Raw genomic sequence first — 21,420 nt, forward strand, 5'->3', positions numbered from 1 at the left:
CAGGATCAAACTCTCCATAAAAGGCTCGACCTTCGTCGAGCTGAACGTCCGAAAGGTATCAAGCTCGGCTGAGCCGATCCTTTCGGACGAACAAGTTCGTTTGACTTGCTCATAAGATGAATCTGACGAGATGTTATTCTCGATATTTCACTCACTCGATGTTCAGTTTTCAAAGAACCATCTTGTCTGCTTTGACTTATCAGTGCGTCGCAGCGACCTTTATAATATATCATACAGTTTATCATCTTGGCAAGTCTTTTTTTTGAAAAAGTTAATTTCAAAATTCCGATTTGCCTTGCGTCTCCATCCATACAAAAAGGAGCGCGAGATATAATTTATCACAGCGCCCCTTTGAAAGTCAACCCTATTTAAATAACTCATTTAGGTTAGTGCTTGAATTGCGATGATTTCCCGCCCCATGCATACTTGGACAGTTCCTTTTGAGGCGCAAATCGGGCGTACATCCGGAACACCGTCTTGTACCGGTTGGCTATCGCATGTCTAATATTCTGATCGAGCCGCTGATCGCTGAGATCCAGCAGCATTTCATCCAGCTCTTTGCGGAGCACATAATCGAGCTCCTTGCATTCTTTCTCGTTGAACAACATCCCCAGCATTGGTTTGACCTCCTTCATGTATAGAACGATTCAAGGCGAAGAGCTTCTGCCGTATGGGTCATGTATCGCTTACACTAGATTAACCGAAGTCGTTAATTTATAACCAAAATTATAAATTTTCCCTTTTGAAAACCGGTCCTCTATTACTTTATTACCCCGAAGGATTCTCTAGACGCCGCTCTTCCCTCAAATTGTCCGGATTTCTAGGAGAGGAGCGCAAAGGTCAGCGTGCTTTCGATAACTGCCGCAATCAGCAGAAGCAGAATAATCCATACCGAGGCTGTCAGTGTCTGCCGCATGAATACGGACCAACCTGCCGCTTCCCGGTTCTGCCGTCTTCCCAGGCTGTCAAACACTCTCCGTCCGAAATGGATTCCATAAGCGCAAGCAATCAGCAGCGCCGGGATCTCGATAACCCCGTGAGGAAGCAGTCCTTTTACTATCAGATCAAACAGATCCGCCCCCTGCAGGCTCGCGCGATGAACAAGATAGCCGATCACTCCGCCGTTAATGACCAGAAACAGAGCCGGAAGGATGCCAAACAACGCACCCAGGTAAAGAATGACCACGCTCTTAATGCTGTTGTTCAAGAAGATGAAAATAAAGAAGGACATTTGAGGCGAGGAAGATTCCCGCAAATTTTGGGCAGTCCTCCCCAGCCCCTCCATCTGGCTGTTCAGCAGCGACTCAAGCCCGCCCGTGCCGAACCATCCGGCTGCAATGCCGCCTGCAAAGAAGATGAGCGCTGTCCAAAGCGCCCCTTTTATTTGTCTCAAATCCCGAAGGAAGGTCAATGGCGATAACATCGTTCACCTCTCATGTTCGTATCGGTCCAAGTCATAACCCTCTCGTACGGGCATACATTTAGAACAAACAAGCCCGTTACTAGGAGAGGAGCCTGAACGAATGAATTCCTTTTATGTATTCAGCGGCCGAAAAATAAAGCGTTTCTTCTACGCCTTCGCCGCCGCGCTGCTGGCTGCCGGTATTGTGTATGTCGAGAGAGGCAATATCACGGTCTTCTCGGATTCCACCACTCCCTCCGCTATCTACAGTGTGCCCACAGAGAAGAAGCTTATTGCCCTCACCTTTGACATCAGTTGGGGAGAGAAGCGTCCGGGGCCGATCCTGCAGGTGCTGGAGGACAAAAAGGTCGATAAAGCCACCTTCTTCCTCTCTTCTCCCTGGAGCAAGACGCATCCCGACATTGTCGCTTCGATCAAGAACGCCGGCTATGAAATCGGCAGCCACGGGCATAAGCATGTCAATTACAGCACACTGAGCAATGAAGACATCCGCACGCAGATTCTAACCGCCCAGACCGTTCTTACGGATATGACCGGAAAGACGCCAAATCTGATCCGGATGCCCAACGGGGATTTCGACAAGCGGGTGCTTCAGGTGGCGACCGATCTCGGATATAAGGTCATTCAGTGGGATACGGATTCTCTCGACTGGAAAAACATCGGAGTGCAGAACATCGTTAACCGGGTAACGACCAAAGCTCATCCCGGCGATATTGTGCTGCTGCATGCCAGCGATTCCTGTAAACAAACCCATGAAGCCCTGCCGCTTATTATCGACGAGTTGCGCAGACAGGGCTATGAGTTCGTCACGGTATCTGAGCTGATCAATCAAGGAACTGCCGAAGGCAAAGAGGTCCGCGACTCCGCTTGGATGAACGACCGTCTGGAAGACGCAGCAGGCCTATAGGGCCCATCTTAAAGAACCGCTGCCTGGCCGTCAATGCCGGGGAGAAATCAGCTCGGAGATATCCGGTGTCGGCGAATTAAGCTTGGGATAGTGGAGATCAAAGCCTTCCAGCGTCTTCACTACGATGGATAAGGCGAGATAATTGCGGTACCAGCGCCGGTTCGCCGGAATCCAGTACCAAGGCGCCGTGTCCGTCGACGTTTCTCTGAAGACGTCCTCGTAAGCGTCCTGGTAATCATCCCAGAACTTGCGTTCCTCCAGATCGCTGACATCGAATTTCCAATGCTTGGTCGGGTCTTGAAGGCGCTCCTGGATCTTCTCCAGCTGCTTCTCCTTGGATATGTGAAGGAACAGCTTCAGGATCACGGTATTCTGATCGGTCAGCATCTCTTCAAAATGACGGATATGCTTGAACCGGCGCTTCAGCTCTTCCTTATCCAGACCGCCGTGCACGCGCGGCACCAGCACATCTTCGTAATGGGAGCGGTTAAACGCGGAAATGTAGCCTTTTGCCGGAGTCTTCATATGCACCCGCCATAGAAAATCATGAGCCGCCTCTTCCAGGGACGGCTTTTTGAAGCTGGTTACGGTAAATCCTTGAGGATTCACCCCCGAGAAAATGTGCTTCACGGTACCGTCCTTGCCGCTGGAATCCATGCCTTGAAGAACGACCAGCAGAGACTTCTCCTTCTGGGCGAACAAGATGTCCTGCAGCTCGGCCAGCCGCTCCTTCAAGGCTTCCATCTTCGCCTCGGCTTCTTCCTTATCGCGGAAAGAGCCGGTATCTTCCGGGTCCAGCTTGGACAAAATGCGGTCATTCGTATTGTTGATGAGATAGCGGTCTATATTCATCTTCCGTTTCGCCTCCTGCCTCTTTCTTTAATTTTTAACCGATGCTTGGCTGATCTAACCAGCCATCAGCGGCCGGCAACGAGTCAGCTACAGGAGAATTGCGGCAGCTCTGCCGGGAAAAATGCTGCGGCAATTCCTCATAAATGTCTTCCTCTCCGGCGCATACTAACCCCATTCAATCCGATAAGGGAGGCAGCGCGATGAAGCCGGGCACGACACGGAGGGCAGGAATGGGCGTCCTTCTTCTTCTGACGCTGACCGCCTGCGGCAGCGAGCAAAGCGGCTCCTCGTCCCAGCAGGTCAGCTACAAGGAAATGAAGACCATGGTCGTTGACATTCTCAAGAGCGAAGAAGGCAAAAAAGCAGTGGAGGAGGCCATGTCTTCTTCCAAAGCCGGGGGAAGCGGTTCGAGCGGCGGGCTTAGCATGCAGAGTCTGCCGCTTCAGAGCAACGAGCAAATCCGGCTGGCCGTGAAGGATACGATTACGGCTCCTGAGTACAAAAAGGAAATTGAAAAGATAATGACCGACCCGAAATTTGCCGGCGATTTTGCCAAGGCTATCAGTTCCCAGAGCAAGCAGCTTCATCTGCAGCTGATCAAGGACCCCACCTATCAAAAATCGGTGGAAGCCATCATGAAATCGCCGGAAGTGATGAAGATGTTCCTGGATCTGACGAAGACGTCGGATTACCGGAAGCAGACGATGACGATCATGCAGGAGACGATGCAGAATCCCCTGTTCCGCATGGAGGTGATGGATCTGCTGAAGACGGTCGTCAAGGAAGAACTGCAGCCCAAAGAGGAGAAGCAGGGCGGCGGTTCGGGCGGCGGCTCCGGCGGCGGACAGAAATCGGAAAGCGGCGGCGGGCAGGGATCGGGGCAGTAAAAAAATCCGGAGTCATCCCTAACGGGATGCTTCCGGATTTTTGCGCAGATTTCTTAGATTGTCATTGGCATTTCACTGCAATGCGATCCGCCATTTCTTCGAACAGCCGGGCTGTGTCGGTGCCTGCCTTGTAGACAGACGGAGAGAAGTCCGGTTCCGCGATATGATTGTCCGGCGCTCCGAGCGGAATCTGCGCCAGCAGATCGGTGTGAAGCGTCTCTGCCAGCTTGGCTCCGCCGCCGCGTCCGAAGACATACTCCCTCTTGCCGCAGCCGGGGCACACATAATAAGACATATTCTCGACGACCCCCAGGATTTCATGATCGGTCTGCTGGGCCATAGCCCCGGCTCTGGCCGCTACAAAAGCCGCTGTGGCATGAGGCGTAGTGACGATGATTTCTTTGCTGTGCGGAAGCATCTGGTGCACATCGAGAGCTACATCCCCCGTGCCCGGCGGCAAGTCAAGCAGCAGGTAATCCAAATCGCCCCAGGCTACGTCGGTGAAGAATTGGCGCAGCATTTTGCCGAGCATCGGTCCCCGCCAGATTACCGGGTTGTTCTCGCGGATGAAGAAGCCCATCGACATGACCTTGACGCCAAAGCGCTCCACCGGGTGGATGACTCCCTCTTCGACCTCCGGCCCTTCTTCAATCCCCATCATATCGGGAATGCTGAATCCGTAAATGTCGGCATCAATGAGCCCTACCCGGTAGCCTCTGCGGGCAAGCGCCGCCGCCAGGTTAACGGTCACGGTCGATTTGCCGACGCCGCCCTTGCCGCTCGCTACCGCAATGAAGTTAATGCCCGATTGCTCACTCAGCATCTGGTGGTCGTCCAGGCCGGCGGCATGTCCTTTCAAACGGTCTTCCTGCGGGTAGCCTGCGCCCTCTCCCGTCTTCTGGGCGATCTGGCCGCGCTCATGCTCGGTGGCATCGCGCAGCCGGATGTGGACGCTCTCGACGCCCGCTTCCTGGAGACGGTCCCTGACCGCCTGCTCCAGTTCCATCCGTCTGCCTTCATCGGAATCGAGACAGACCAGCGACAGTGAAATGCGGTCTTCCTTGACCATAATATCCCGTATGAGCTGCAGCTCGACCAGGCTGTGTCCGGTTGAGGAATCTTGAATCGGCAGCAGTATTTCCTGTATCTGTTCCCTGGAGAGCATGACAAGCACCTTCGCTTTCTATCGGTTGGATTTCAGTCTATTATATCATTACCCTTTTGGCGAAGAGTAGTCCCCCGCTTTCTCCCCCGCCTCATACCGAAGAATTCCCCGATAGATGGCAGTCGCCACTTTTCGCTGATACAAATCGTCCCCCAGCAGAACTGATTCCTGGGGATGAGACAGAAATCCCACCTCCACCAGCGCCGATGGCATCCGGAGCGCCCGCAGCAGATAGACCGTCTGGACGGTCTTGGCTACCCGGTCGGTATTCTCCAGCGTTCCGCGGATCTCCGACTGGATCAGGCGGGCCAGCTCGGCATTGTCCGGATGGTTCGGATAATAAAAGGTCTGGGCACCGCTCCACCGGGCCGACGGTATGCTGTTCATATGAATGCTGATGAACAGATCCGCCTTCTTCTCCTCAATCGTCCGCACTCTCTGCTTGAGATCTTCCGTCTTCCGCTTGGCATATCCGCGCGTACCTTCTCCTGCCAGGTCATTATCTCCCTCCCGGGTCATGACAACGATGGCGCCAGCCTGCTGGAGATAATCGCGCAGGTACAAAGAAACCGCAAGATTGACTTCTTTCTCGATCAGCCCTTGCCGGCTGACGGCTCCTCCGTCGGGACCGCCGTGACCGGCATCAATGGCAATGACCCGGCCCGACAGCGGCAGGCTCCAGTAATCCCATGTCCGGGCGGTGGGCATGTCATAAGCTACAATACCGATAAGCAGAGCCAGCAGCGCTGCGCCGGCGCAGCCTCTTTTGATGCGACTCCAAGAAATCCAGACCGAGACCTTACGCCGATGGCGGCCGGACATAACAAAGACCCCCTCGTCCCCATAGATTCTACTCATCTATATGGGACAAGAGGGCCATTTATGCCGGATCGTCAGGAACCGCTTGGGGCAGCCGACTCTTGCATGCCTTCAATCAGCACCTCGGCCACTTCCGGCCGGGTGAACTCGGGAGGCGGACATACCCCGTCCCGGAGCAGCGCGCGCACCTTGGTGCCGGACAACGTCATGTGCGATTCTTTGGGGTGCGGGCAGGTCTTGCTGGAAGCCATATTGCCGCACTTGGTGCAGAAGAAGCTGTGTTCGAAGAACAGCGGTGTAATGCCGAGTTCCTCCGCAGTAAAGTTCGAGAAGATCTCCTGCGCTTCATAAGTGCCGTAATAATCGCCGACGCCCGCATGGTCGCGGCCGACGATGAAGTGGGTGCAGCCGTAATTCTTGCGCACCATCGCATGGAAGATAGCCTCCCGGGGTCCCGCATAGCGCATAGCCGCCGGGAACACGCCCAGGAACGTACGATTCTCCGGGTAGTAATTCTTCAACAGCACCAGGTAGCTCTTCATCCGTACGTTGGCCGGCACATCATCCGATTTGGTCTCCCCTACAAGAGGATTGAGGAAGAGCGCGTCTACAATCTCCATAGCCGATTTCTGAATATATTCATGCGCCCGGTGGACCGGATTGCGGGTCTGGAAACCAACGACGGTTCTCCAACCCTTCTCTGCAAAAAGACGCCGCGTCTCGGCCGGGTCAAAATAGAACTCTCCGAATTTCTCGGGCTGCGGCCGATTCAGGACGGTTACTGTTCCTCCCACATAGGTAGAAGGTCGAGCCAGGAGCTTGGCTACGCCCGGATGCTCCGGATCAGTTGTCTTGAATACATGCTGGGCCTCTACGCTCTGGTCAACGGTGTAGACGCTCTCCACGTCAATCAGTCCATAAACGACGTCATCCTCTTGTCCTACCAGCGCCGCGCGCGTTCCCGCTGCCAGCTCGGAAGCCCGGGATTCGTCTACCGCCAAGGTCACCGGAATGCTCCAGACTGTTCCATTGGCCAGTCGCATGGTCTTAACGACGGACTCGTAGTCTTCTTTGTTCAAAAAGCCGGTCAGCGGCGAGAAAGCTCCCACTGCAATCAGATCCAGATCAGAGACTGTCCAAGTGCTAATCTCAATGCGCGGGAGTCCCGCCGCCTCTTCCAGCAGCTTCAGACGCTCTTCTCCCTCTGCCAGCCGGTTAATCAGCGTTCCCCCGTGAGGAAGTATCGACGTCATCGTTCATCTCTCTCCTTTTGTAAGGTTGACCGTTGCCTTGTTGCTTCGTCGTTTATTTGTGCAATCCGCACTCTGTCTTGTCCGACCCCGACCAGCGTCCGGCACGGGGGTCTTCGCCGGGCATGACGGCCCGGGTACAGTATTCACAGCCAATGCTCGGATAATTGCGGTCATGCAGCGGGTTATAGATCACGTTATTGGTCCGGATGTAATTCCAGACATCCTCTGTGGTCCAGTCGGCAATCGGGTTGAACTTGACGAGCCCAAATTTATAATCATATTCAATCTTCTTGGCATTGGCCCGGGTCGGAGCCTGGTCGCGGCGGATGCCGGTAATCCAAGCGTCGTACTGGGACAAAATGCGTGTCAGCGGCTCCACCTTACGGATATTGCAGCACTGATTGGCATCCACGCTCCATAGCGCCTCTCCATATTGCTGAGCTTGTTCTTCCGGTGTAAGCTGCGGAGCTACCCGCACAAATTCCAACCCGTATTTCGCTGCCATTTGATCGCGGGTCTCATAAGTCTCTTGGAAATGAAAGTCCGTATCCAGATAAAAAATATCCGTCACCGGGCTCACCTTCTGCATCATATCCACCAGCACCACATCTTCTGCACCGAAGCTGCAAGCGAATGTTATATTTGGAAAAGCATCGACTGCCCACCGAATAATCTCTTCCGGCGTTGCATGCTCCAATTCTTCCGCCTGAACACGAATCAGTTCTTCTTTCTCCAGCAAATTCATCTTCTCGGTTCCCCCATCCTAGAAATAAGGCCAATAAAACCAACTAAACTTATATGCAATAGTATAAATGATTTACATCCGTTGTCAATGAACGGAGCAAGAACTTTAGCTCCGGAAGACGCAAAAAACCCTTTCTGCGAGAGAAAGGGTTCGGTAATTGCAACGAATATTAACGCTTCGAGAACTGAGGAGCGCGACGAGCGGCCTTGAGGCCGTATTTCTTACGTTCCTTCATACGCGGATCGCGTGTCAGGAAGCCGGCTTTCTTCAGAGCGGAACGGTATTCCGGGTCTGCTTTCAGCAGAGCGCGGGAGATACCATGACGGATCGCACCGGCTTGACCGGAGATGCCGCCGCCATGAGCCAGTACGATTACATCGTAGCTGCCCAGGGTTTCAGTCAGAGTCAGAGGTTGCTTAACAATCAGCTTCAGTGTCTCCAGACCAAAATAATCGTTGATGTCGCGTTTGTTGATGACAATGCGTCCTTCACCCGGTACGAGGCGAACACGTGCTACCGAATGTTTACGACGACCTGTCCCATAGTATTGTACTTGTGCCATGAAACTGTCCTCCTTGAATTTTATCCGCGAAGTTCGTAAACTTCAGGTTTTTGTGCTGCGTGTGGATGCTCGGTGCCGGCATATACTTTCAGTCTCAGCTTCATTGCGTTGCCTTGGCGAGTCTTCGGAATCATGCCATGTACAGCGGATTCGATAACGCGCTCCGGCTTGCTGTTCAACATATCCTGTGCGGTCGTAACTTTCAGACCGCCCGGATGCATCGAGTGACGATAGTATTTCTTGTTCTGCAGTTTCTTGCCAGTCAGGTGAATCTTCTCGGCGTTGATTACGATAACGAAATCGCCAGTATCCACATGCGGGGTGAATTGTGGTTTATGCTTGCCGCGGATCAGGGCAGCGGCTTCGCTCGCCAAGCGACCGAGAGTTTTGCCTTCGGCATCAATGATATGCCAAGTGCGCTCAACTTCGTTCGGCTTCGCCATGTAAGTGGTACGCATCAATAGTTCCTCCTTGTTCTCGTACGAAAATCTCGTATATCTGAGTTCATTATTCGTTATTGTTGTAGGTTGGGTAATGCTGTTTAGCGGCATCTTCTTGATCGGGGCTGTGGGATAGCCATCAAGAAAACACAACTTTTATTTTACAGTATGTTCAAAGGCAAAGCAACACTTAATTCCCGTTCTGCTGAATTAAATTTTCGTTGGATTCCCTGCTCTCCGTCAGCATGCATGGATCATACTCTACGCTCCAGAGGGTAAGCCCATGAGCTACCGCCGTCGGTCCTGCCTTCATCCGATTGCAGGCCTCCAAGATTGCTCTCATGTCATCGGGCCGGCGCTTGCCCTCGCCTACTTCGATCAGCGTCCCCATAATGATCCGGACCATATATTGCAGAAATCCATTACCGGTTATATAGGTATACAGGATGCCCTGATCCTTGGACCCGGGTCTGCAGCTGCTCCGGTCAATCTCCAGCCTAGCCTCATAGATCGTGCGCACATGAGACTCCTTGGTCGATTTACGCGAAGCAAACGAGGTGAAGTCATGGGTTCCCACGACGTGGGCAAGGGCCTGCTGCATCCCCTCTGCATCCAGCGGTGTCGGGTGATGATATTGCAGACGGCGCTGAAAAGCGTCCGGGAAACGGTTGCCGTTAATCGCATAACGGTAAGTCTTCCGCTTGGCTGACCGGCGGGAATGGAAAGACAGCGGAACCTCTTTTGCCTCCGTAACGACTATGTCCAGCGGCAGCCGGGTATTCAGTGCCAGGCACCATCGTTCCAGCGGTATGCGGGATTCGGTAATGAAATTAAAAGGCTGCCCGTAGGCATGAACCCCGGCATCCGTCCTTCCCGAGCCGGTGATCTTCAGCTTCTCGCCGGTCAACTGACAGATGGCCTGTTCCAGATGATCCTGAACGGTCCGGCCGCTCGGCTGTGTCTGGAAGCCTTCGTAGTGGGTACCGTCATAGTCGACCTTCATCAGCAGGTTGCGCATGGTTGTTCTTCCTCTCCCCAATACAATGACGCCGACGCCACAAAAAAAGAAGCCCCACTCCGGAGCTCCTTCTATTGAACAAGCGGATTTCCGCGGTTTCCTGCACGACAGGCGGATACCTATGCAGATATCCGATAGATCAAGCCGCCCGAAGGAGCCGGAATGCCGCCGCCTCTCTCAGCTTGTGACGCCGTGCCCCGGCGGGGCCGTGAGCGGGCGTCATGCCTTGTAGGACAAGCCGAGCCGAGGATCGGGCACATTCCAATGAACCAATTCACAAGAAATCGTAAGCTTGCTTGATGCTTACGCGCGGTCTACCAGTTCCAGATACACCATAGGCGCAGAGTCGCCGCGGCGTGGTCCCAGCTTCAGGATACGTGTGTATCCGCCTGGACGCTCGCTGTAACGCGGAGCGATGTCTGCGAACAGCTTCTGGATTGCATCCTGCTCGCCATCCACCGTTTCGCGACGTACGAAAGCAGCTACCTGGCGGCGGGCATGCAGATCGCCCTTTTTCGCCTTCGTAATCAGTCTTTCAGCGATCGAACGAACTTCTTTCGCTTTGGCTTCCGTCGTTTGGATACGCTCGTATAAGAACAGGTCCGTTACCAGATCGCGGAACAATGCTTTACGCGCACTGGAATCACGGCCCAACTTTTGGTATGCCATGTTTGTCCCTCCTTCTTCGCAATCAATCGGTGACTGTTATTCTTCCGTACGGAGTCCCAGACCCAGCTCTTCCAGCTTCTCTTGAACTTCCTCCAAAGATTTGCGGCCCAGGTTGCGGACCTTCATCATATCTTCTTCGGTCTTCGTGGTCAGCTCTTGTACCGTGTTAATACCGGCACGCTTGAGGCAGTTGTAGGAACGTACGGAAAGATCCAGCTCTTCGATTGTCATTTCGAGAACTTTTTCTTTCTTGTCTTCTTCCTTTTCGACCATGATTTCGGCGTCCTTCGCTTCGTCCGTGAGACCCACGAACAGAAGGAGGTGCTCGTTCAAAATCTTGGCTCCAAGGCTAACAGCTTCTTCCGGCCGGATGCTGCCATCCGTCCAGATCTCCATCGTCAGTTTGTCGTAGTTGGTCACTTGACCTACACGAGTATTGTCGATGGAATAATTAACGCGGGAAATTGGCGTGTAGATGGAATCCACCGGGATCACACCAATCGGCTGGTCTTCGCGCTTGTTACGGTCCGCTTGGACGTAACCGCGGCCCCGGCCGGCAAAGATACGCATGTGCAATCTCGCGCCAGGTCCCAGCGTTGCAATATGAAGGTCCGGGTTCAGGATCTCAACGTCGCTGTCCGCGCGGATATCTCCGGCGGTAACCACGCCTTCCCCTTCCGCATCAATCTCGAACACTTTCTCTTCATCCGAATGGATCTTCAGTGAGAGAGCTTTCAGGTTCAGGATGATCTCGGTCACGTCTTCCATAACGCCGGGAACGGTGGAGAACTCATGCAGAACGCCGTCAATTTGGACCGAGGTCACTGCGGCTCCCGGGAGGGAGGACAGCAGAATCCGGCGAAGCGAGTTCCCCAGAGTCGTGCCGTATCCACGTTCCAGCGGTTCTACTACGAATTTTCCATAGGTTCCTTCTTCATTGGCTTCCACGGTCTCAATCTTCGGCTTTTCGATTTCTATCACGAGTGTACCCTCCTTCAACGTCGCTCCTAAATGAAACTTTCACCCCATCAGGTGGATCATGTAGTATGCCTAAACAACCATTATTAGCAGATGGCGCCAGTTTTATACCACATCCCCAACGCTGATGCACTATACGCGGCGACGTTTCGGCGGACGGCATCCGTTGTGCGGAACCGGAGTGACGTCTTTGATGAGGTTGACTTCGAGGCCTGCAGCCTGAAGGGAACGGATGGCTGCTTCGCGGCCCGCGCCCGGTCCTTTAACCATAACTTCTACGGATTTCATGCCGTGTTCCATTGCAGCTCTTGCAGCAACTTCTGCTGCCATCTGAGCGGCGAACGGAGTGGACTTACGGGAACCTCTGAATCCCTGACCGCCGGAGCTGGCCCAGGAAATCGCGTTGCCGTGAGGATCCGTAATCGTAACGATGGTGTTATTGAACGTGGAACGGATATGTGCCACGCCGGATTCGATATTCTTGCGATCGCGACGCTTTGTGCGCACGACTTTTTTCGGTTTAGCCATTGTCTCTTATCCCCCCTTGTTATTTCTTCTTGTTTGCTACCGTACGACGCGGGCCTTTCCGGGTACGGGCATTCGTCTTAGTACGCTGACCGCGAACCGGCAGACCACGACGGTGACGAACACCGCGATAGCATCCGATTTCGGTGAGACGCTTAATATTCAAGGAAATTTCACGACGCAGGTCGCCTTCTACCTTGACCGATTTGTCGATCGTTTCACGCAGTTTGCTGACTTCATCTTCCGTCAAATCACGGACACGTGTGTTAACGTCAATGCCTGTTTCCTTCAGAATTTTCTGAGAAGTTGTTCTACCGATTCCGAAAATGTAAGTCAAGGCGATCTCAACGCGTTTGTCACGTGGCAAATCCACACCAGCTATACGAGCCATTACGCTACACCCCCTTCTATTAACCTTGTTTTTGTTTGTGCTTCGGATTTTCGCAAATTACCATAACCGTACCCTTGCGGCGAATGACTTTGCATTTTTCGCAAATGGGCTTTACAGAAGGTCTTACCTTCATGTTGATTACCTCCTAATCGTTTTGCAGGGCAAAACTTGACTTCAAACGTCTACGCGCGGTTAAACGTCCGCATCTGAATGCTCATTACCGGACGGTTCAGCCTGTTATTTGCGGTACGTTATGCGGCCTTTCGACAAATCGTAAGGCGATAACTGTACAACTACTTTGTCCCCGGTCAAAATCCGGATGAAGTGCATCCGCAGCTTGCCGGAAACATGGGCAAGAATTTGATGGCCATTCTCAAGTTCGACCTTGAATGTTGCGTTCGGCAACGGTTCAATGACGGTACCTTCCACCTCAATGACGTCTTCTTTAGCCACAGTTATTCTCCTTTCTTCTCGGCGCTTGTTCCGGTCGTTCTGACGAAGTCGATCACTGCGAACCGCAGCTTGCCGTTCGTCACCCGTCCGTTCTCCTTCAAACTGTTCACAACCTCGCTGCTGACGCTCGGACAGAGCTCCAGATGAAGAATATTCTTCTTCTTCGGAGCGTCGAACTTCCGTTTGGCGCCATCTGCGATTTGCACGAACTTGCCGTCCACAACCGCGATAACCACGGCATACTCTCCGGCATCCTTGCCTTTGAGGATTTTCACCAATTGACCGACCTGCGGGCTGCTCTCAGCATTCAACAAAGATCACCTACGCATCCAGTTTCGTGAAAATTTCCATGCCTTCCGGCGTAACCGCAACCGTATGCTCGAAGTGAGCGCACAGCGAACCGTCCACCGTTACTACCGTCCAGTTGTCTTCCAGCGTACGGACATAACGTTTGCCTACGTTCACCATCGGTTCAATCGCGAGCACCATGCCCGGCTTCAGCCGCGGTCCACGATCAGCAACCCCGTAGTTCGGAATTTGCGGATCTTCATGCAGTTCTGCCCCGACGCCATGACCGACATACTCTCGTACCACCGAGAACCCGGCAGCCTCAATGTATTTCTGAATCGCGTGGGAGATTGTAAACAGGCGCACATCCGGCTTTATCAGCTCCAGACCTGCGTACAGGGAGCCTTCCGTGACATCCAGCAGACGCTGGGCTTCTTCGGAAATGCTGCCTACCCCGTAGGTCCAGGCGGAATCGCCATGATATCCCTTGTACTGGGCTCCGATGTCCAACGATACGATATCGCCTTCCACCAGCTTCCGCTTGTTCGGGAACCCGTGCACCAATTGTTCGTTGACTGAAGCGCAAATGCTGGCAGGAAAACCGTTGTAGCCTTTAAAAGACGGCACAGCCCCTTGACTGCGAATGTATTGATCGGCGATTCTGTCGAGCTCCCCGGTCGTAATCCCAGGCTCGATGGCCTGTGCCATGAGACGGTGAGTCTCGGCAACAATTCTTCCCGCTTCTCTCATTAACGCAAGTTCCTGTTCGGACTTACAGATGATCATTACACTAACCTCGCAGTAAGGACACAATTTCGGCGGAGACGGATTCGATCTCGTCTTCTCCGTTCACCTGACGCAGCAGCCCTTTATTTTCGTAGAAATGCAGCAGAGGCGCGGTCTTGTTGTCATATTCATCGAGACGCTTGCCGACGCTTTCTTCGTTGTCATCCGGACGCTGATACAATGCGCCGCCATCCAGATCGCAGATCCCAGGTTGCGCAGGCGGGTTGAAGATCAAGTGATAAGAGGCGCCGCACACCGTGCAGATACGCCGACCTGTCAGACGGGCCATCAGAAGACTGCGGTCCACATTCAGGTTAATCACATGATGAAGAGATGTGTTGTGGCGAGCCAGAATGCCTTCCAGCGCTTCAGCCTGCGACAAGGTTCTTGGAAAACCGTCCAAAAGAAATCCCTGCTGGCAATCCGGCTGTTGCAGCCGCTCTTCCACGATCCCGATCGTCACATCATCCGGCACCAGCAGGCCTTGATCCATATAAGATTTCGCCTGCAGCCCGATAGGAGTTCCCTGCTTGATCGCCAAACGGAAAGCATCTCCTGTCGAAATATGCGGAATGCCGAATTCCTTCACAATCACAGCCGCCTGCGTTCCTTTGCCTGCCCCAGGAGGGCCCATGAATAGAATGTTCACGATACGTCTCTCCCCTTTAGCAGTTCGCCACCAAGCAAGAAACAGCACAATAGGTGCCGGGAAGTGTTACTGCATGCAATCGCTTCGCCGGAACCTATCGCCTATTTATTAATGAACCCTTTGTAATGGCGTTTAATCAACTGGCTCTCGATCTGCTTCATCGTATCCAGCGCGACGCCGATCACGATAAGCAGCGAAGTGCCGCCAATCTTCACCGAACGAGGGAGGCCGGTTACGTTACCGAAGAATACCGGGAGAATGGAAATCAGAGCCAGGAAAATCGCACCCGACATCGTCAGGCGGGACATAACCCGAGTCAGATATTTTTCAGTCGCCTTACCCGGGCGGATACCTGGAATGTAGCCCCCGTTCTTCTTCATGTTATCAGCCATCTGCTGCGGATTCATCTGCACGAAGGTGTAGAAGAAGGTGAAACCGATGATCATGATCACATAGAGGACCATGCCGAGCGGTTTGTCGTACCACAGGTGGGTGGAGACCCACTTGGCCCACTGATGAGTCGACCAGAAGTTGGCGATAACAATCGGGAACTGGAGCAGCGACACGGCGAAAATGACCGGAATAACGCCAGCCGCATTAATTTTAAGCGGAATATGCGTATTCTGTCCACCGTACATCTTGTTTCCCACTACGCGTTTGGCGTATTGGACCGGGATTTTCCGAATGCCTTGCTGTACGAAGATAACCCCGACAATAACCGCGATAATCACGATTACAACGACCGCGACTTTAAGAATATTCAGGAAGGTCTGACCCGGTTCGACAAACGACGACTGGGACGTCTGTGTAATCATTCCTGGAATGCCTGCGACGATTCCCGCAAAAATCAGGATCGAAATCCCGTTCCCTACTCCTCTTTCCGTGATCTGCTCACCGAGCCACATCAGGAAAGAAGTACCGGCTGTCAAAATGATGGCAACCAACAGGTAATCTGCGATTGTCGCATTCGGCATCATATCCTGCGAATAGATGCGGTTGAATCCGATCGAAGTCGCAAAGCCCTGAATCAGCGCCAGTACAACCGTTCCATACCGGGTAATCTGGGCCAACTGCTTCTTGCCGTGCTCCCCTTGCTTCGCCCATTCGGCGAACTTAGGGATGACGTCCATCGACAAAAGCTGCACAATAATCGATGCCGTAATGTACGGGTAGATGCTGATGGCGAAGATAGAGAAGTTCTTGAGAGCTCCTCCCGAGAACGTATTGAACAAGCTCATCAAAGCATTACCTGCTTCGTTGCTCGTGTTGGTCAGCACCTCTTTATCAACCCCCGGAACCGGCACGAAAGAGCCGATCCGGTAGATAATAAAGACGAAGAGGGTGAACAGTATCTTTTTGCGCAAATCCTCGACATGCCATATATTCTTAAGCGTCTTGAACATTAGATCACCTCGGTTTTACCGCCGGCAGCCTCGATTTTCTCTACCGCAGATTGAGAGAACTTATTTGCTTGAACAGTCAGCTTCACGGTAAGTTCACCGTTGCCGAGGATCTTAATGCCGCTCTTCGTGTTCTTCACAACGCCGGTTTCAACCAGCAGAGCCGGAGTTACTTCCGTGCCTTCTGCAAAGCTGTTCAGATCGTCAAGGTTCACAATCGCGTACTCTTTACGGGTAGGATTGACAAAACCACGCTTAGGCAGACGACGATAGAGCGGGTTCTGGCCGCCTTCGAATCCAGGACGCACACCGCCGCCGGAACGGGCGTTTTGACCTTTGTTACCACGGCCGGATGTCTTACCGTTACCGCTGGAAGGACCGCGGCCTACACGGTTGCGTTCCTTGCGGGAGCCTGGGGCCGGAGCAAGTTCATGTAACTTCATCGTTTGCACCTCCTTATGTCTATGAATGGATGAAAGGCTGTTTAGCCTTCAATTTCTGTTACGGATACGAGATGGCTCACTTTGTTGATCATACCGCGAATTGCGGGACCATCGTTGTGCACCACAGTCGAGTTGATTTTGCGAAGACCCAGCGTCTTGACGGTGACACGCTGTGTCTCCGGACGTCCGATCAGACTGCGCACGAGGGTGATTTGCAATTTAGCCATTGACGTTCCCCTCCTTAACCGCGAAGCTCTTCGACAGATTTGCCGCGAAGTTTCGCGACTTCTTCAATGCGCTTCAGGCGGGACAAGCCCTCCAGAGTAGCATTGACCATATTCATGGAGTTCGAAGAACCCAGAGATTTTGTCAAAATATCGCCTACGCCTGCCAGTTCCAGTACGGCACGAACCGGGCCGCCGGCGATAACGCCTGTACCTTCGGATGCCGGCTTCAGCAGCACGCGTCCAGCGCCGAAGTGTCCGGTAACCAGGTGAGGAATGGTAGTTCCTACGAGAGGAATGTGGATCAGGTTTTTCTTGGCGTCTTCAATGCCTTTGCGGATGGCATCCGGCACTTCGCCGGCTTTACCGATACCCGCTCCGACCCAGCCTTTGCCGTCGCCGACGACAACCAGTGCGCTGAAGCTGAAACGGCGTCCGCCTTTTACAACTTTAGCTACGCGGTTGATGTGAACAACTCTTTCTGTCAGCTCTAAAGTGTTTGGATCTACACGCAAGTCGTTTACCTCCTTTTGAGAATAGTTCTAGAATTCCAGACCGGCTTCACGAGCTGCATCAGCCAGAGCCTGAATTCTGCCATGGTACAGGTAGCCCCCGCGGTCGAATACGATTACGGAATGGCCTTGAGCTTTGGCGCGCTCTGCAACCAGCTGGCCAACCTTAGCTGCTGCTTCAACGCTACCGCCGTTACCGATGTTGGCGCTCAGTTCTTTATCCAGTGTCGATGCCGACACGAGCGTCACTCCGTTCACATCGTCGATCAGTTGAGCGTAGATGTGCTTGGAAGAACGGAATACGTTCAGACGCGGACGAGCCGGAGTACCTTGGATTTTTTTACGAACACGCAGATGTCTTTTCAGACGTGCTTTGTTCTTGTCCTCTTTGGTAATCATGACTTCTTGTTCACTCCCTTCATTGTACCTTAGGCAGCAAGTCTGCCCAATACCCGAGATCTCTTAACGAGAAGAAGCGTCGGCTTATTTCTTCTTGCCGGCTTTACCTTCCTTGCGGATGATCCGCTCGCCTTCGTACTTGATACCTTTGCCTTTGTATGGTTCAGGTTCACGCACGGAACGAATCTTGGCGGCATAAGCGCCTACGCGTTCTTTATCGATGCCTCTAACGATGATCTTCGTGTTGGCAGGGACTTCGAATTCGATGCCTGCTTCCGGTGTAATTTCAACCGGGTGGGAGTAGCCCACGTTCAGGACGATCTTGTCTCCGGACTTGTTGGCGCGGTAGCCGACGCCTACGAGTTCCAGGGATTTCGAGAAGCCTTCTGTTACACCGCTGACCATGTTGTTGACAACGGAGCGGGTTGTGCCGTGAAGAGAACGATGCAGTTTGTTATCCGACGGGCGGACAACGGTGATTTCGTTATTTTCAACCGATACCTTCATGTCTTTATGAAGTTCACGGGTCAATGTACCTTTAGGACCTTTCACGGTGATGACCGAGTTCTCGATCTTAACGTCCACACCGCTAGGTACTGTAATTGGTTTGCGACCAATACGGGACATGTGTTGCACCTCCTTGTCTTGTGACGTTTATATTACCAAACGTAGGCGATAACTTCGCCGCCGGATTTTGCTTGACGGGCTTCCTTGTCAGTCATGACTCCCTTGGAAGTCGAGATGATCGCGATGCCCAGTCCGCCGAGTACGCGCGGAATTTCAGTGCTCTTCGTGTACACGCGAAGACCCGGTTTGCTGATTCTCTTCAGACCGGAGATAACGCGTTCCTGGTTCGGGCCGTATTTCAGGAAAATACGGATAATCCCTTGTTTGCTGTCTTCCACAAACTCCGCATCGCGGATGAAGCCTTCGCGCTTCAGGATGTCGGCGATTTGTTTTTTCAATGTCGATGCAGGCATTTCCACAGTCTCATGACGCACGATGTTGGCGTTACGGATCCGTGTCAGCATATCTGCAATTGGATCAGACATAGTCATTTGGTGTAACCTCCTTCCCGGTTATGAACTTCTTACCAGCTTGCTTTTTTCACGCCAGGAATCTGGCCTTTATAAGCTAATTCACGGAAACAAATTCTGCAAATTTTGAACTTTTGCAGGACCGAATGTGGACGACCGCAACGCTCGCAGCGTGTGTAAGCACGCACTTTGAATTTCGGCGCACGTTGTTGTTTAACTTTCATCGAAGTTTTAGCCACTTTAGCCTGACACCTCCTAAATAGTTTCGGAGAAAGAAGCGACTTGGTTATTTATTTCGCGAAAGGCATGCCCAGCTGAGCCAGCAGCTCGCGGGATTCCTCGTCCGTCTTTGCCGTCGTTACGATTACGATATCCATACCGCGGACTTTGTCCACTTTATCGTACTCGATTTCTGGGAAAATAAGTTGTTCTTTCAGTCCAAGTGTGTAGTTGCCGCGGCCGTCAAAAGCCTTGGTGGATACACCGTGGAAGTCACGAACGCGTGGGAGCGTTACGTTGAACAATTTGTCCAGGAAGTGGTACATGCGATCTCCGCGCAGGGTTACCTTAACCCCGATCGGCATGTTCTCGCGCAGTTTGAAACCGGCGATCGACTTCTTGGCACGAGTGATAACCGGCTTCTGACCGGAGATCAGCTGCATGTCATTGACTGCGGAATCCAGTACCTTCGAGTTCTGAACAGCGTCGCCAACGCCCATGTTGATGACTACTTTCTCGATCTTCGGCACTTGCATTACTGTCGAATAGTTGAATTTCTGAATCAAAGCAGGTGTGATTTCATTCAGAAAACGTTCTTTCATTCTTGCTGCCATGAAAAGTGTTCCTCCTTTCTTTCTAAGCTTCTATTAGTCGATGATCTCTCCGGATCTCTTCGCTACGCGAACTTTCTTGCCGTTGTCCAGCACTTTGTAACCGATACGGGTTACCTGTCCGCTCTTCGGATCAAGATGCATTACGTTGGAAACGTGGATCGCCGCTTCCTTCTCGATAATGCCGCCCTGCGGGTTCAGCTGGTTCGGCTTCTGGTGCTTCTTCACCATGTTCACGCCTTCGACCAGCACACGGTTCTGACGCGGATAAGCGGCGATGACGCGCCCCTTCTTACCTTTGTCCTTGCCGCTGATGACCATAACCACGTCGTCTTTCTTGACGTGCAGCTTGTTGTTATGGGATTCCAGAACTTTTTTCACTCTAGGCATTTGTTACACCTCCTATGACTGGCCTTTAGTGGAGCCTATTAGATAACTTCCGGTGCCAAGGAAACGATCTTCATGTAGTCCTTGTCGCGAAGTTCACGAGCTACCGGCCCGAAGATACGAGTTCCGCGCGGGCTTCTGTCTTCCTTGACGACTACCGCAGCATTCTCGTCGAATGCAATGTAGGAACCGTCCTTACGGCGTACCGAACGCTTGGTCCGTACTACAACCGCCTTGACTACATCACCTTTTTTGACAACGCCGCCTGGTGTTGCTTGTTTTACGGAGCAGACGATCAGATCGCCGATAGCAGCAGTACGGCGGCCAGTGCCACCCAGTACGCGGATGCACATCAGTTCCTTCGCACCAGAGTTGTCGGCTACAGCCAAACGTGTAAAGGGTTGAATCATTGAAATATCCTCCTTTCGGTCATACTATCTTGTCGCCATTAGATGATAACCGCTTTTTCCACGACTTCTACCAGTCTCCAGCGTTTGTCCTTGGAGAGCGGACGAGTTTCCATGATCTTGACGGTATCGCCGATCTGTGCGGTATTGTTCTCATCATGTGCCTTGAATTTCTTCGTGTACTTGATGCGCTTGTGGTACAGATCGTGCTTCTTGTACGTTTCAACGGCAACTACGATGGTTTTGTCCATTTTATCGCTGACCACTTTACCGATTTGAACTTTGCGCGCATTCCGTTCTTCGCTCATAATTAGCCTCCTTCCTGAATACGGTCCTGAACCGCTTCAATTAGCTGATCCCAAGTACTCTTTCATGGATTACGGTTTTAGCACGAGCTATTTCCCTGCGCACATCACGAATCCGAGTCGGGTTATCCAACTGACCGGTAGCCAGCTGAAAACGGAGATTAAAAAGCTCTTCTTTGAATCCGGCAATCTTTTGTTCAATCTCGGCAGTGGTTAAGTTGCGAAGTTCATTAGCTTTCATTTGCTTCACCACCCACTTCTTCACGTTTCACAAACTTAGTCTTGATTGGCAGCTTGTGAGCAGCAAGGCGCATCGCTTCGCGGGCGATTTCTTCCGAAACGCCTCCGAGTTCGAACATAATCTTGCCTGGCTTAACTACAGCTACCCATTTCTCAACGTTACCTTTACCGCTACCCATACGCACTTCGAGAGGCTTCTGTGTAATCGGCTTGTCAGGGAAAATCTTAATCCATACTTTACCGCCACGTTTGATGTAACGGGTCATCGCGATACGAGCCGCTTCGATCTGACGGTTCGTGATCCAGGATGGTTCCAGAGCCTGCAGACCGAATTCGCCGAAGTTCAGCTCGGTGCCGCCTTTTGCCATACCCTTCATGTGTCCGCGCTGTTGCTTGCGGTGCTTAACGCGCTTTGGTACCAACATG

The 21,420-nt window shown here is 52.6% G+C and carries 35 protein-coding genes; 2 read left to right on the plus strand and 33 right to left on the minus strand.

Annotated features, from left to right (window positions below; translation table 11 throughout):
• Positions 1–386: 386 nt before the first annotated feature.
• Both F4V43_RS18790 and F4V43_RS18795 read right to left on the minus strand, forming a co-directional pair.
• Positions 387–617: a hypothetical protein gene (locus F4V43_RS18790; protein WP_066367494.1), complete on the minus strand. Its 231-nt coding sequence runs from the start codon at positions 615–617 to the stop codon at positions 387–389.
• A gap of 203 nt (positions 618–820) precedes the next feature.
• Positions 821–1,423: a stage II sporulation protein M gene (locus F4V43_RS18795; RefSeq protein ID WP_150459808.1), complete on the minus strand. Its 603-nt coding sequence runs from the start codon at positions 1,421–1,423 to the stop codon at positions 821–823.
• A 100-nt stretch (positions 1,424–1,523) separates the two neighbouring features.
• On the opposite strand from F4V43_RS18795, the gene pdaB reads away from it, so the two are divergent.
• The gene (gene pdaB, locus F4V43_RS18800; RefSeq protein WP_150459809.1) at positions 1,524–2,330 is read left to right on the plus strand and encodes a polysaccharide deacetylase family sporulation protein PdaB; all 807 of its coding nucleotides are present in this window, start codon (positions 1,524–1,526) and stop codon (positions 2,328–2,330) included.
• Between the two features lie 30 nt (positions 2,331–2,360).
• Here the strand turns inward: pdaB and F4V43_RS18805 are convergent, their stop codons facing one another.
• The gene (locus tag F4V43_RS18805) at positions 2,361–3,182 is read right to left on the minus strand and encodes a PPK2 family polyphosphate kinase (RefSeq protein WP_150459810.1); all 822 of its coding nucleotides are present in this window, start codon (positions 3,180–3,182) and stop codon (positions 2,361–2,363) included.
• Positions 3,183–3,382: 200 nt separating this feature from the next.
• On the opposite strand from F4V43_RS18805, the gene gerD reads away from it, so the two are divergent.
• Positions 3,383–4,069: a spore germination lipoprotein GerD gene (gerD, locus tag F4V43_RS18810; protein ID WP_150459811.1), complete on the plus strand. Its 687-nt coding sequence runs from the start codon at positions 3,383–3,385 to the stop codon at positions 4,067–4,069.
• Positions 4,070–4,130: 61 nt separating this feature from the next.
• Here the strand turns inward: gerD and F4V43_RS18815 are convergent, their stop codons facing one another.
• The 30 genes from F4V43_RS18815 to rplP form a co-directional block, all read right to left on the minus strand.
• Positions 4,131–5,234 (minus strand): Mrp/NBP35 family ATP-binding protein, encoded by a 1,104-nt coding sequence (locus tag F4V43_RS18815; protein ID WP_150459812.1) that lies wholly within the window; start codon positions 5,232–5,234, stop codon positions 4,131–4,133.
• A 48-nt stretch (positions 5,235–5,282) separates the two neighbouring features.
• The gene (cwlD, locus tag F4V43_RS18820; RefSeq protein WP_150459813.1) at positions 5,283–6,056 is read right to left on the minus strand and encodes an N-acetylmuramoyl-L-alanine amidase CwlD; all 774 of its coding nucleotides are present in this window, start codon (positions 6,054–6,056) and stop codon (positions 5,283–5,285) included.
• 71 nt (positions 6,057–6,127) lie between these two features.
• Positions 6,128–7,306 carry a sulfate adenylyltransferase gene (gene sat / locus F4V43_RS18825; RefSeq protein ID WP_150459814.1) on the minus strand — a complete coding sequence of 393 codons (1,179 nt, stop codon included), beginning with the start codon at positions 7,304–7,306 and terminating at the stop codon, positions 6,128–6,130.
• A gap of 52 nt (positions 7,307–7,358) precedes the next feature.
• Positions 7,359–8,051 carry a phosphoadenylyl-sulfate reductase gene (locus F4V43_RS18830; RefSeq protein WP_150459815.1) on the minus strand — a complete coding sequence of 231 codons (693 nt, stop codon included), beginning with the start codon at positions 8,049–8,051 and terminating at the stop codon, positions 7,359–7,361.
• A 169-nt stretch (positions 8,052–8,220) separates the two neighbouring features.
• Positions 8,221–8,613 carry a 30S ribosomal protein S9 gene (gene rpsI, locus F4V43_RS18835; protein ID WP_150459816.1) on the minus strand — a complete coding sequence of 131 codons (393 nt, stop codon included), beginning with the start codon at positions 8,611–8,613 and terminating at the stop codon, positions 8,221–8,223.
• A 20-nt stretch (positions 8,614–8,633) separates the two neighbouring features.
• Positions 8,634–9,071 (minus strand): 50S ribosomal protein L13, encoded by a 438-nt coding sequence (gene rplM / locus F4V43_RS18840; RefSeq protein ID WP_150459817.1) that lies wholly within the window; start codon positions 9,069–9,071, stop codon positions 8,634–8,636.
• A gap of 172 nt (positions 9,072–9,243) precedes the next feature.
• Entirely contained in the window at positions 9,244–10,071 is an 828-nt protein-coding gene (gene truA / locus F4V43_RS18845) for a tRNA pseudouridine(38-40) synthase TruA (protein WP_150459818.1), read from the minus strand.
• 303 nt (positions 10,072–10,374) lie between these two features.
• Positions 10,375–10,740: a 50S ribosomal protein L17 gene (gene rplQ / locus F4V43_RS18850; protein WP_150459819.1), complete on the minus strand. Its 366-nt coding sequence runs from the start codon at positions 10,738–10,740 to the stop codon at positions 10,375–10,377.
• 36 nt (positions 10,741–10,776) lie between these two features.
• The gene (locus F4V43_RS18855; protein ID WP_150459820.1) at positions 10,777–11,721 is read right to left on the minus strand and encodes a DNA-directed RNA polymerase subunit alpha; all 945 of its coding nucleotides are present in this window, start codon (positions 11,719–11,721) and stop codon (positions 10,777–10,779) included.
• 129 nt (positions 11,722–11,850) lie between these two features.
• On the minus strand, positions 11,851–12,246 hold the full coding sequence (rpsK, locus tag F4V43_RS18860; RefSeq protein ID WP_150459821.1) for a 30S ribosomal protein S11: 396 nt from the start codon (positions 12,244–12,246) through the stop codon (positions 11,851–11,853).
• A 19-nt stretch (positions 12,247–12,265) separates the two neighbouring features.
• Complete coding sequence (gene rpsM / locus F4V43_RS18865) at positions 12,266–12,634, minus strand: 30S ribosomal protein S13 (protein ID WP_025693041.1); 369 nt, start codon at positions 12,632–12,634, stop codon at positions 12,266–12,268.
• A gap of 19 nt (positions 12,635–12,653) precedes the next feature.
• Positions 12,654–12,767 (minus strand): 50S ribosomal protein L36, encoded by a 114-nt coding sequence (gene rpmJ / locus F4V43_RS18870; RefSeq protein WP_003322638.1) that lies wholly within the window; start codon positions 12,765–12,767, stop codon positions 12,654–12,656.
• 104 nt (positions 12,768–12,871) lie between these two features.
• A complete protein-coding gene (infA, locus tag F4V43_RS18875) occupies positions 12,872–13,087 on the minus strand; it encodes a translation initiation factor IF-1 (protein ID WP_018753971.1) in 216 nt (71 codons plus the stop codon).
• 2 nt (positions 13,088–13,089) lie between these two features.
• On the minus strand, positions 13,090–13,398 hold the full coding sequence (locus tag F4V43_RS18880) for a KOW domain-containing RNA-binding protein (RefSeq protein WP_150459822.1): 309 nt from the start codon (positions 13,396–13,398) through the stop codon (positions 13,090–13,092).
• Positions 13,399–13,408: 10 nt separating this feature from the next.
• Positions 13,409–14,161, minus strand: a complete 753-nt coding sequence (gene map / locus F4V43_RS18885; protein WP_150459823.1) for a type I methionyl aminopeptidase — start codon at positions 14,159–14,161, stop codon at positions 13,409–13,411.
• 4 nt (positions 14,162–14,165) lie between these two features.
• Positions 14,166–14,810 carry an adenylate kinase gene (locus F4V43_RS18890; protein ID WP_150459824.1) on the minus strand — a complete coding sequence of 215 codons (645 nt, stop codon included), beginning with the start codon at positions 14,808–14,810 and terminating at the stop codon, positions 14,166–14,168.
• Positions 14,811–14,911: 101 nt separating this feature from the next.
• On the minus strand, positions 14,912–16,213 hold the full coding sequence (gene secY / locus F4V43_RS18895) for a preprotein translocase subunit SecY (RefSeq protein WP_150459825.1): 1,302 nt from the start codon (positions 16,211–16,213) through the stop codon (positions 14,912–14,914).
• Entirely contained in the window at positions 16,213–16,653 is a 441-nt protein-coding gene (gene rplO / locus F4V43_RS18900; RefSeq protein WP_150459826.1) for a 50S ribosomal protein L15, read from the minus strand. Before rplO ends, secY begins: the two co-directional genes overlap by 1 nt.
• 41 nt (positions 16,654–16,694) lie before the next feature.
• Positions 16,695–16,880, minus strand: a complete 186-nt coding sequence (rpmD, locus tag F4V43_RS18905) for a 50S ribosomal protein L30 (protein ID WP_150459827.1) — start codon at positions 16,878–16,880, stop codon at positions 16,695–16,697.
• A gap of 14 nt (positions 16,881–16,894) precedes the next feature.
• Positions 16,895–17,392 (minus strand): 30S ribosomal protein S5, encoded by a 498-nt coding sequence (rpsE, locus tag F4V43_RS18910; protein WP_150459828.1) that lies wholly within the window; start codon positions 17,390–17,392, stop codon positions 16,895–16,897.
• A gap of 27 nt (positions 17,393–17,419) precedes the next feature.
• Positions 17,420–17,788 (minus strand): 50S ribosomal protein L18, encoded by a 369-nt coding sequence (gene rplR / locus F4V43_RS18915; RefSeq protein ID WP_150459829.1) that lies wholly within the window; start codon positions 17,786–17,788, stop codon positions 17,420–17,422.
• Between the two features lie 84 nt (positions 17,789–17,872).
• Positions 17,873–18,415: a 50S ribosomal protein L6 gene (rplF, locus tag F4V43_RS18920; protein ID WP_150459830.1), complete on the minus strand. Its 543-nt coding sequence runs from the start codon at positions 18,413–18,415 to the stop codon at positions 17,873–17,875.
• Between the two features lie 32 nt (positions 18,416–18,447).
• On the minus strand, positions 18,448–18,846 hold the full coding sequence (gene rpsH, locus F4V43_RS18925) for a 30S ribosomal protein S8 (protein WP_150459831.1): 399 nt from the start codon (positions 18,844–18,846) through the stop codon (positions 18,448–18,450).
• A 32-nt stretch (positions 18,847–18,878) separates the two neighbouring features.
• A complete protein-coding gene (locus F4V43_RS18930) occupies positions 18,879–19,064 on the minus strand; it encodes a type Z 30S ribosomal protein S14 (protein ID WP_010348808.1) in 186 nt (61 codons plus the stop codon).
• Positions 19,065–19,115: 51 nt separating this feature from the next.
• The gene (gene rplE / locus F4V43_RS18935) at positions 19,116–19,658 is read right to left on the minus strand and encodes a 50S ribosomal protein L5 (RefSeq protein ID WP_150459832.1); all 543 of its coding nucleotides are present in this window, start codon (positions 19,656–19,658) and stop codon (positions 19,116–19,118) included.
• Positions 19,659–19,691: 33 nt separating this feature from the next.
• The gene (gene rplX, locus F4V43_RS18940) at positions 19,692–20,045 is read right to left on the minus strand and encodes a 50S ribosomal protein L24 (RefSeq protein ID WP_223879969.1); all 354 of its coding nucleotides are present in this window, start codon (positions 20,043–20,045) and stop codon (positions 19,692–19,694) included.
• 38 nt (positions 20,046–20,083) lie between these two features.
• Positions 20,084–20,452: a 50S ribosomal protein L14 gene (gene rplN, locus F4V43_RS18945; protein ID WP_038698997.1), complete on the minus strand. Its 369-nt coding sequence runs from the start codon at positions 20,450–20,452 to the stop codon at positions 20,084–20,086.
• A 38-nt stretch (positions 20,453–20,490) separates the two neighbouring features.
• Positions 20,491–20,757, minus strand: a complete 267-nt coding sequence (rpsQ, locus tag F4V43_RS18950; RefSeq protein ID WP_025336666.1) for a 30S ribosomal protein S17 — start codon at positions 20,755–20,757, stop codon at positions 20,491–20,493.
• A 40-nt stretch (positions 20,758–20,797) separates the two neighbouring features.
• Positions 20,798–20,995 carry a 50S ribosomal protein L29 gene (rpmC, locus tag F4V43_RS18955; protein WP_025693031.1) on the minus strand — a complete coding sequence of 66 codons (198 nt, stop codon included), beginning with the start codon at positions 20,993–20,995 and terminating at the stop codon, positions 20,798–20,800.
• Positions 20,985–21,419, minus strand: coding sequence for a 50S ribosomal protein L16 (rplP, locus tag F4V43_RS18960; RefSeq protein ID WP_150459833.1), 435 nt, complete (start codon positions 21,417–21,419; stop codon positions 20,985–20,987). The genes rpmC and rplP overlap by 11 nt, the downstream gene beginning before the upstream one ends.
• Position 21,420: the final 1 nt, after the last annotated feature.

Source organism: Paenibacillus spiritus (assembly GCF_008710135.1).
GTDB lineage: Bacteria > Bacillota > Bacilli > Paenibacillales > Paenibacillaceae > Paenibacillus_AQ > Paenibacillus_AQ glufosinatiresistens.

Bases quoted from the DNA above. Each gene is read 5' to 3' on its own strand.
- F4V43_RS18790 (WP_066367494.1), bottom strand. From the start codon at position 617: ATGCTGGGGATGTTGTTCAACGAGAAAGAATGCAAGGAGCTCGATTAT.
- F4V43_RS18795 (WP_150459808.1), bottom strand. From the start codon at position 1,423: ATGTTATCGCCATTGACCTTCCTTCGGGATTTGAGACAAATAAAAGGG.
- pdaB (WP_150459809.1), top strand. From the start codon at position 1,524: ATGAATTCCTTTTATGTATTCAGCGGCCGAAAAATAAAGCGTTTCTTC.
- F4V43_RS18805 (WP_150459810.1), bottom strand. From the start codon at position 3,182: ATGAATATAGACCGCTATCTCATCAACAATACGAATGACCGCATTTTG.
- gerD (WP_150459811.1), top strand. From the start codon at position 3,383: ATGAAGCCGGGCACGACACGGAGGGCAGGAATGGGCGTCCTTCTTCTT.
- F4V43_RS18815 (WP_150459812.1), bottom strand. From the start codon at position 5,234: ATGCTCTCCAGGGAACAGATACAGGAAATACTGCTGCCGATTCAAGAT.
- cwlD (WP_150459813.1), bottom strand. From the start codon at position 6,056: ATGTCCGGCCGCCATCGGCGTAAGGTCTCGGTCTGGATTTCTTGGAGT.
- sat (WP_150459814.1), bottom strand. From the start codon at position 7,306: ATGACGTCGATACTTCCTCACGGGGGAACGCTGATTAACCGGCTGGCA.
- F4V43_RS18830 (WP_150459815.1), bottom strand. From the start codon at position 8,051: ATGAATTTGCTGGAGAAAGAAGAACTGATTCGTGTTCAGGCGGAAGAA.
- rpsI (WP_150459816.1), bottom strand. From the start codon at position 8,613: ATGGCACAAGTACAATACTATGGGACAGGTCGTCGTAAACATTCGGTA.
- rplM (WP_150459817.1), bottom strand. From the start codon at position 9,071: ATGCGTACCACTTACATGGCGAAGCCGAACGAAGTTGAGCGCACTTGG.
- truA (WP_150459818.1), bottom strand. From the start codon at position 10,071: ATGCGCAACCTGCTGATGAAGGTCGACTATGACGGTACCCACTACGAA.
- rplQ (WP_150459819.1), bottom strand. From the start codon at position 10,740: ATGGCATACCAAAAGTTGGGCCGTGATTCCAGTGCGCGTAAAGCATTG.
- rpsK (WP_150459821.1), bottom strand. From the start codon at position 12,246: ATGGCTAAACCGAAAAAAGTCGTGCGCACAAAGCGTCGCGATCGCAAG.
- rpsM (WP_025693041.1), bottom strand. From the start codon at position 12,634: ATGGCTCGTATAGCTGGTGTGGATTTGCCACGTGACAAACGCGTTGAG.
- rpmJ (WP_003322638.1), bottom strand. From the start codon at position 12,767: ATGAAGGTAAGACCTTCTGTAAAGCCCATTTGCGAAAAATGCAAAGTC.
- map (WP_150459823.1), bottom strand. From the start codon at position 14,161: ATGATCATCTGTAAGTCCGAACAGGAACTTGCGTTAATGAGAGAAGCG.
- secY (WP_150459825.1), bottom strand. From the start codon at position 16,213: ATGTTCAAGACGCTTAAGAATATATGGCATGTCGAGGATTTGCGCAAA.
- rplO (WP_150459826.1), bottom strand. From the start codon at position 16,653: ATGAAGTTACATGAACTTGCTCCGGCCCCAGGCTCCCGCAAGGAACGC.
- rpmD (WP_150459827.1), bottom strand. From the start codon at position 16,880: ATGGCTAAATTGCAAATCACCCTCGTGCGCAGTCTGATCGGACGTCCG.
- rplR (WP_150459829.1), bottom strand. From the start codon at position 17,788: ATGATTACCAAAGAGGACAAGAACAAAGCACGTCTGAAAAGACATCTG.
- rplF (WP_150459830.1), bottom strand. From the start codon at position 18,415: ATGTCCCGTATTGGTCGCAAACCAATTACAGTACCTAGCGGTGTGGAC.
- rpsH (WP_150459831.1), bottom strand. From the start codon at position 18,846: ATGACTATGTCTGATCCAATTGCAGATATGCTGACACGGATCCGTAAC.
- rplE (WP_150459832.1), bottom strand. From the start codon at position 19,658: ATGGCAGCAAGAATGAAAGAACGTTTTCTGAATGAAATCACACCTGCT.
- rplX (WP_223879969.1), bottom strand. From the start codon at position 20,045: ATGCCTAGAGTGAAAAAAGTTCTGGAATCCCATAACAACAAGCTGCAC.
- rplN (WP_038698997.1), bottom strand. From the start codon at position 20,452: ATGATTCAACCCTTTACACGTTTGGCTGTAGCCGACAACTCTGGTGCG.
- rpsQ (WP_025336666.1), bottom strand. From the start codon at position 20,757: ATGAGCGAAGAACGGAATGCGCGCAAAGTTCAAATCGGTAAAGTGGTC.
- rpmC (WP_025693031.1), bottom strand. From the start codon at position 20,995: ATGAAAGCTAATGAACTTCGCAACTTAACCACTGCCGAGATTGAACAA.
- rplP (WP_150459833.1), bottom strand. From the start codon at position 21,419: ATGTTGGTACCAAAGCGCGTTAAGCACCGCAAGCAACAGCGCGGACAC.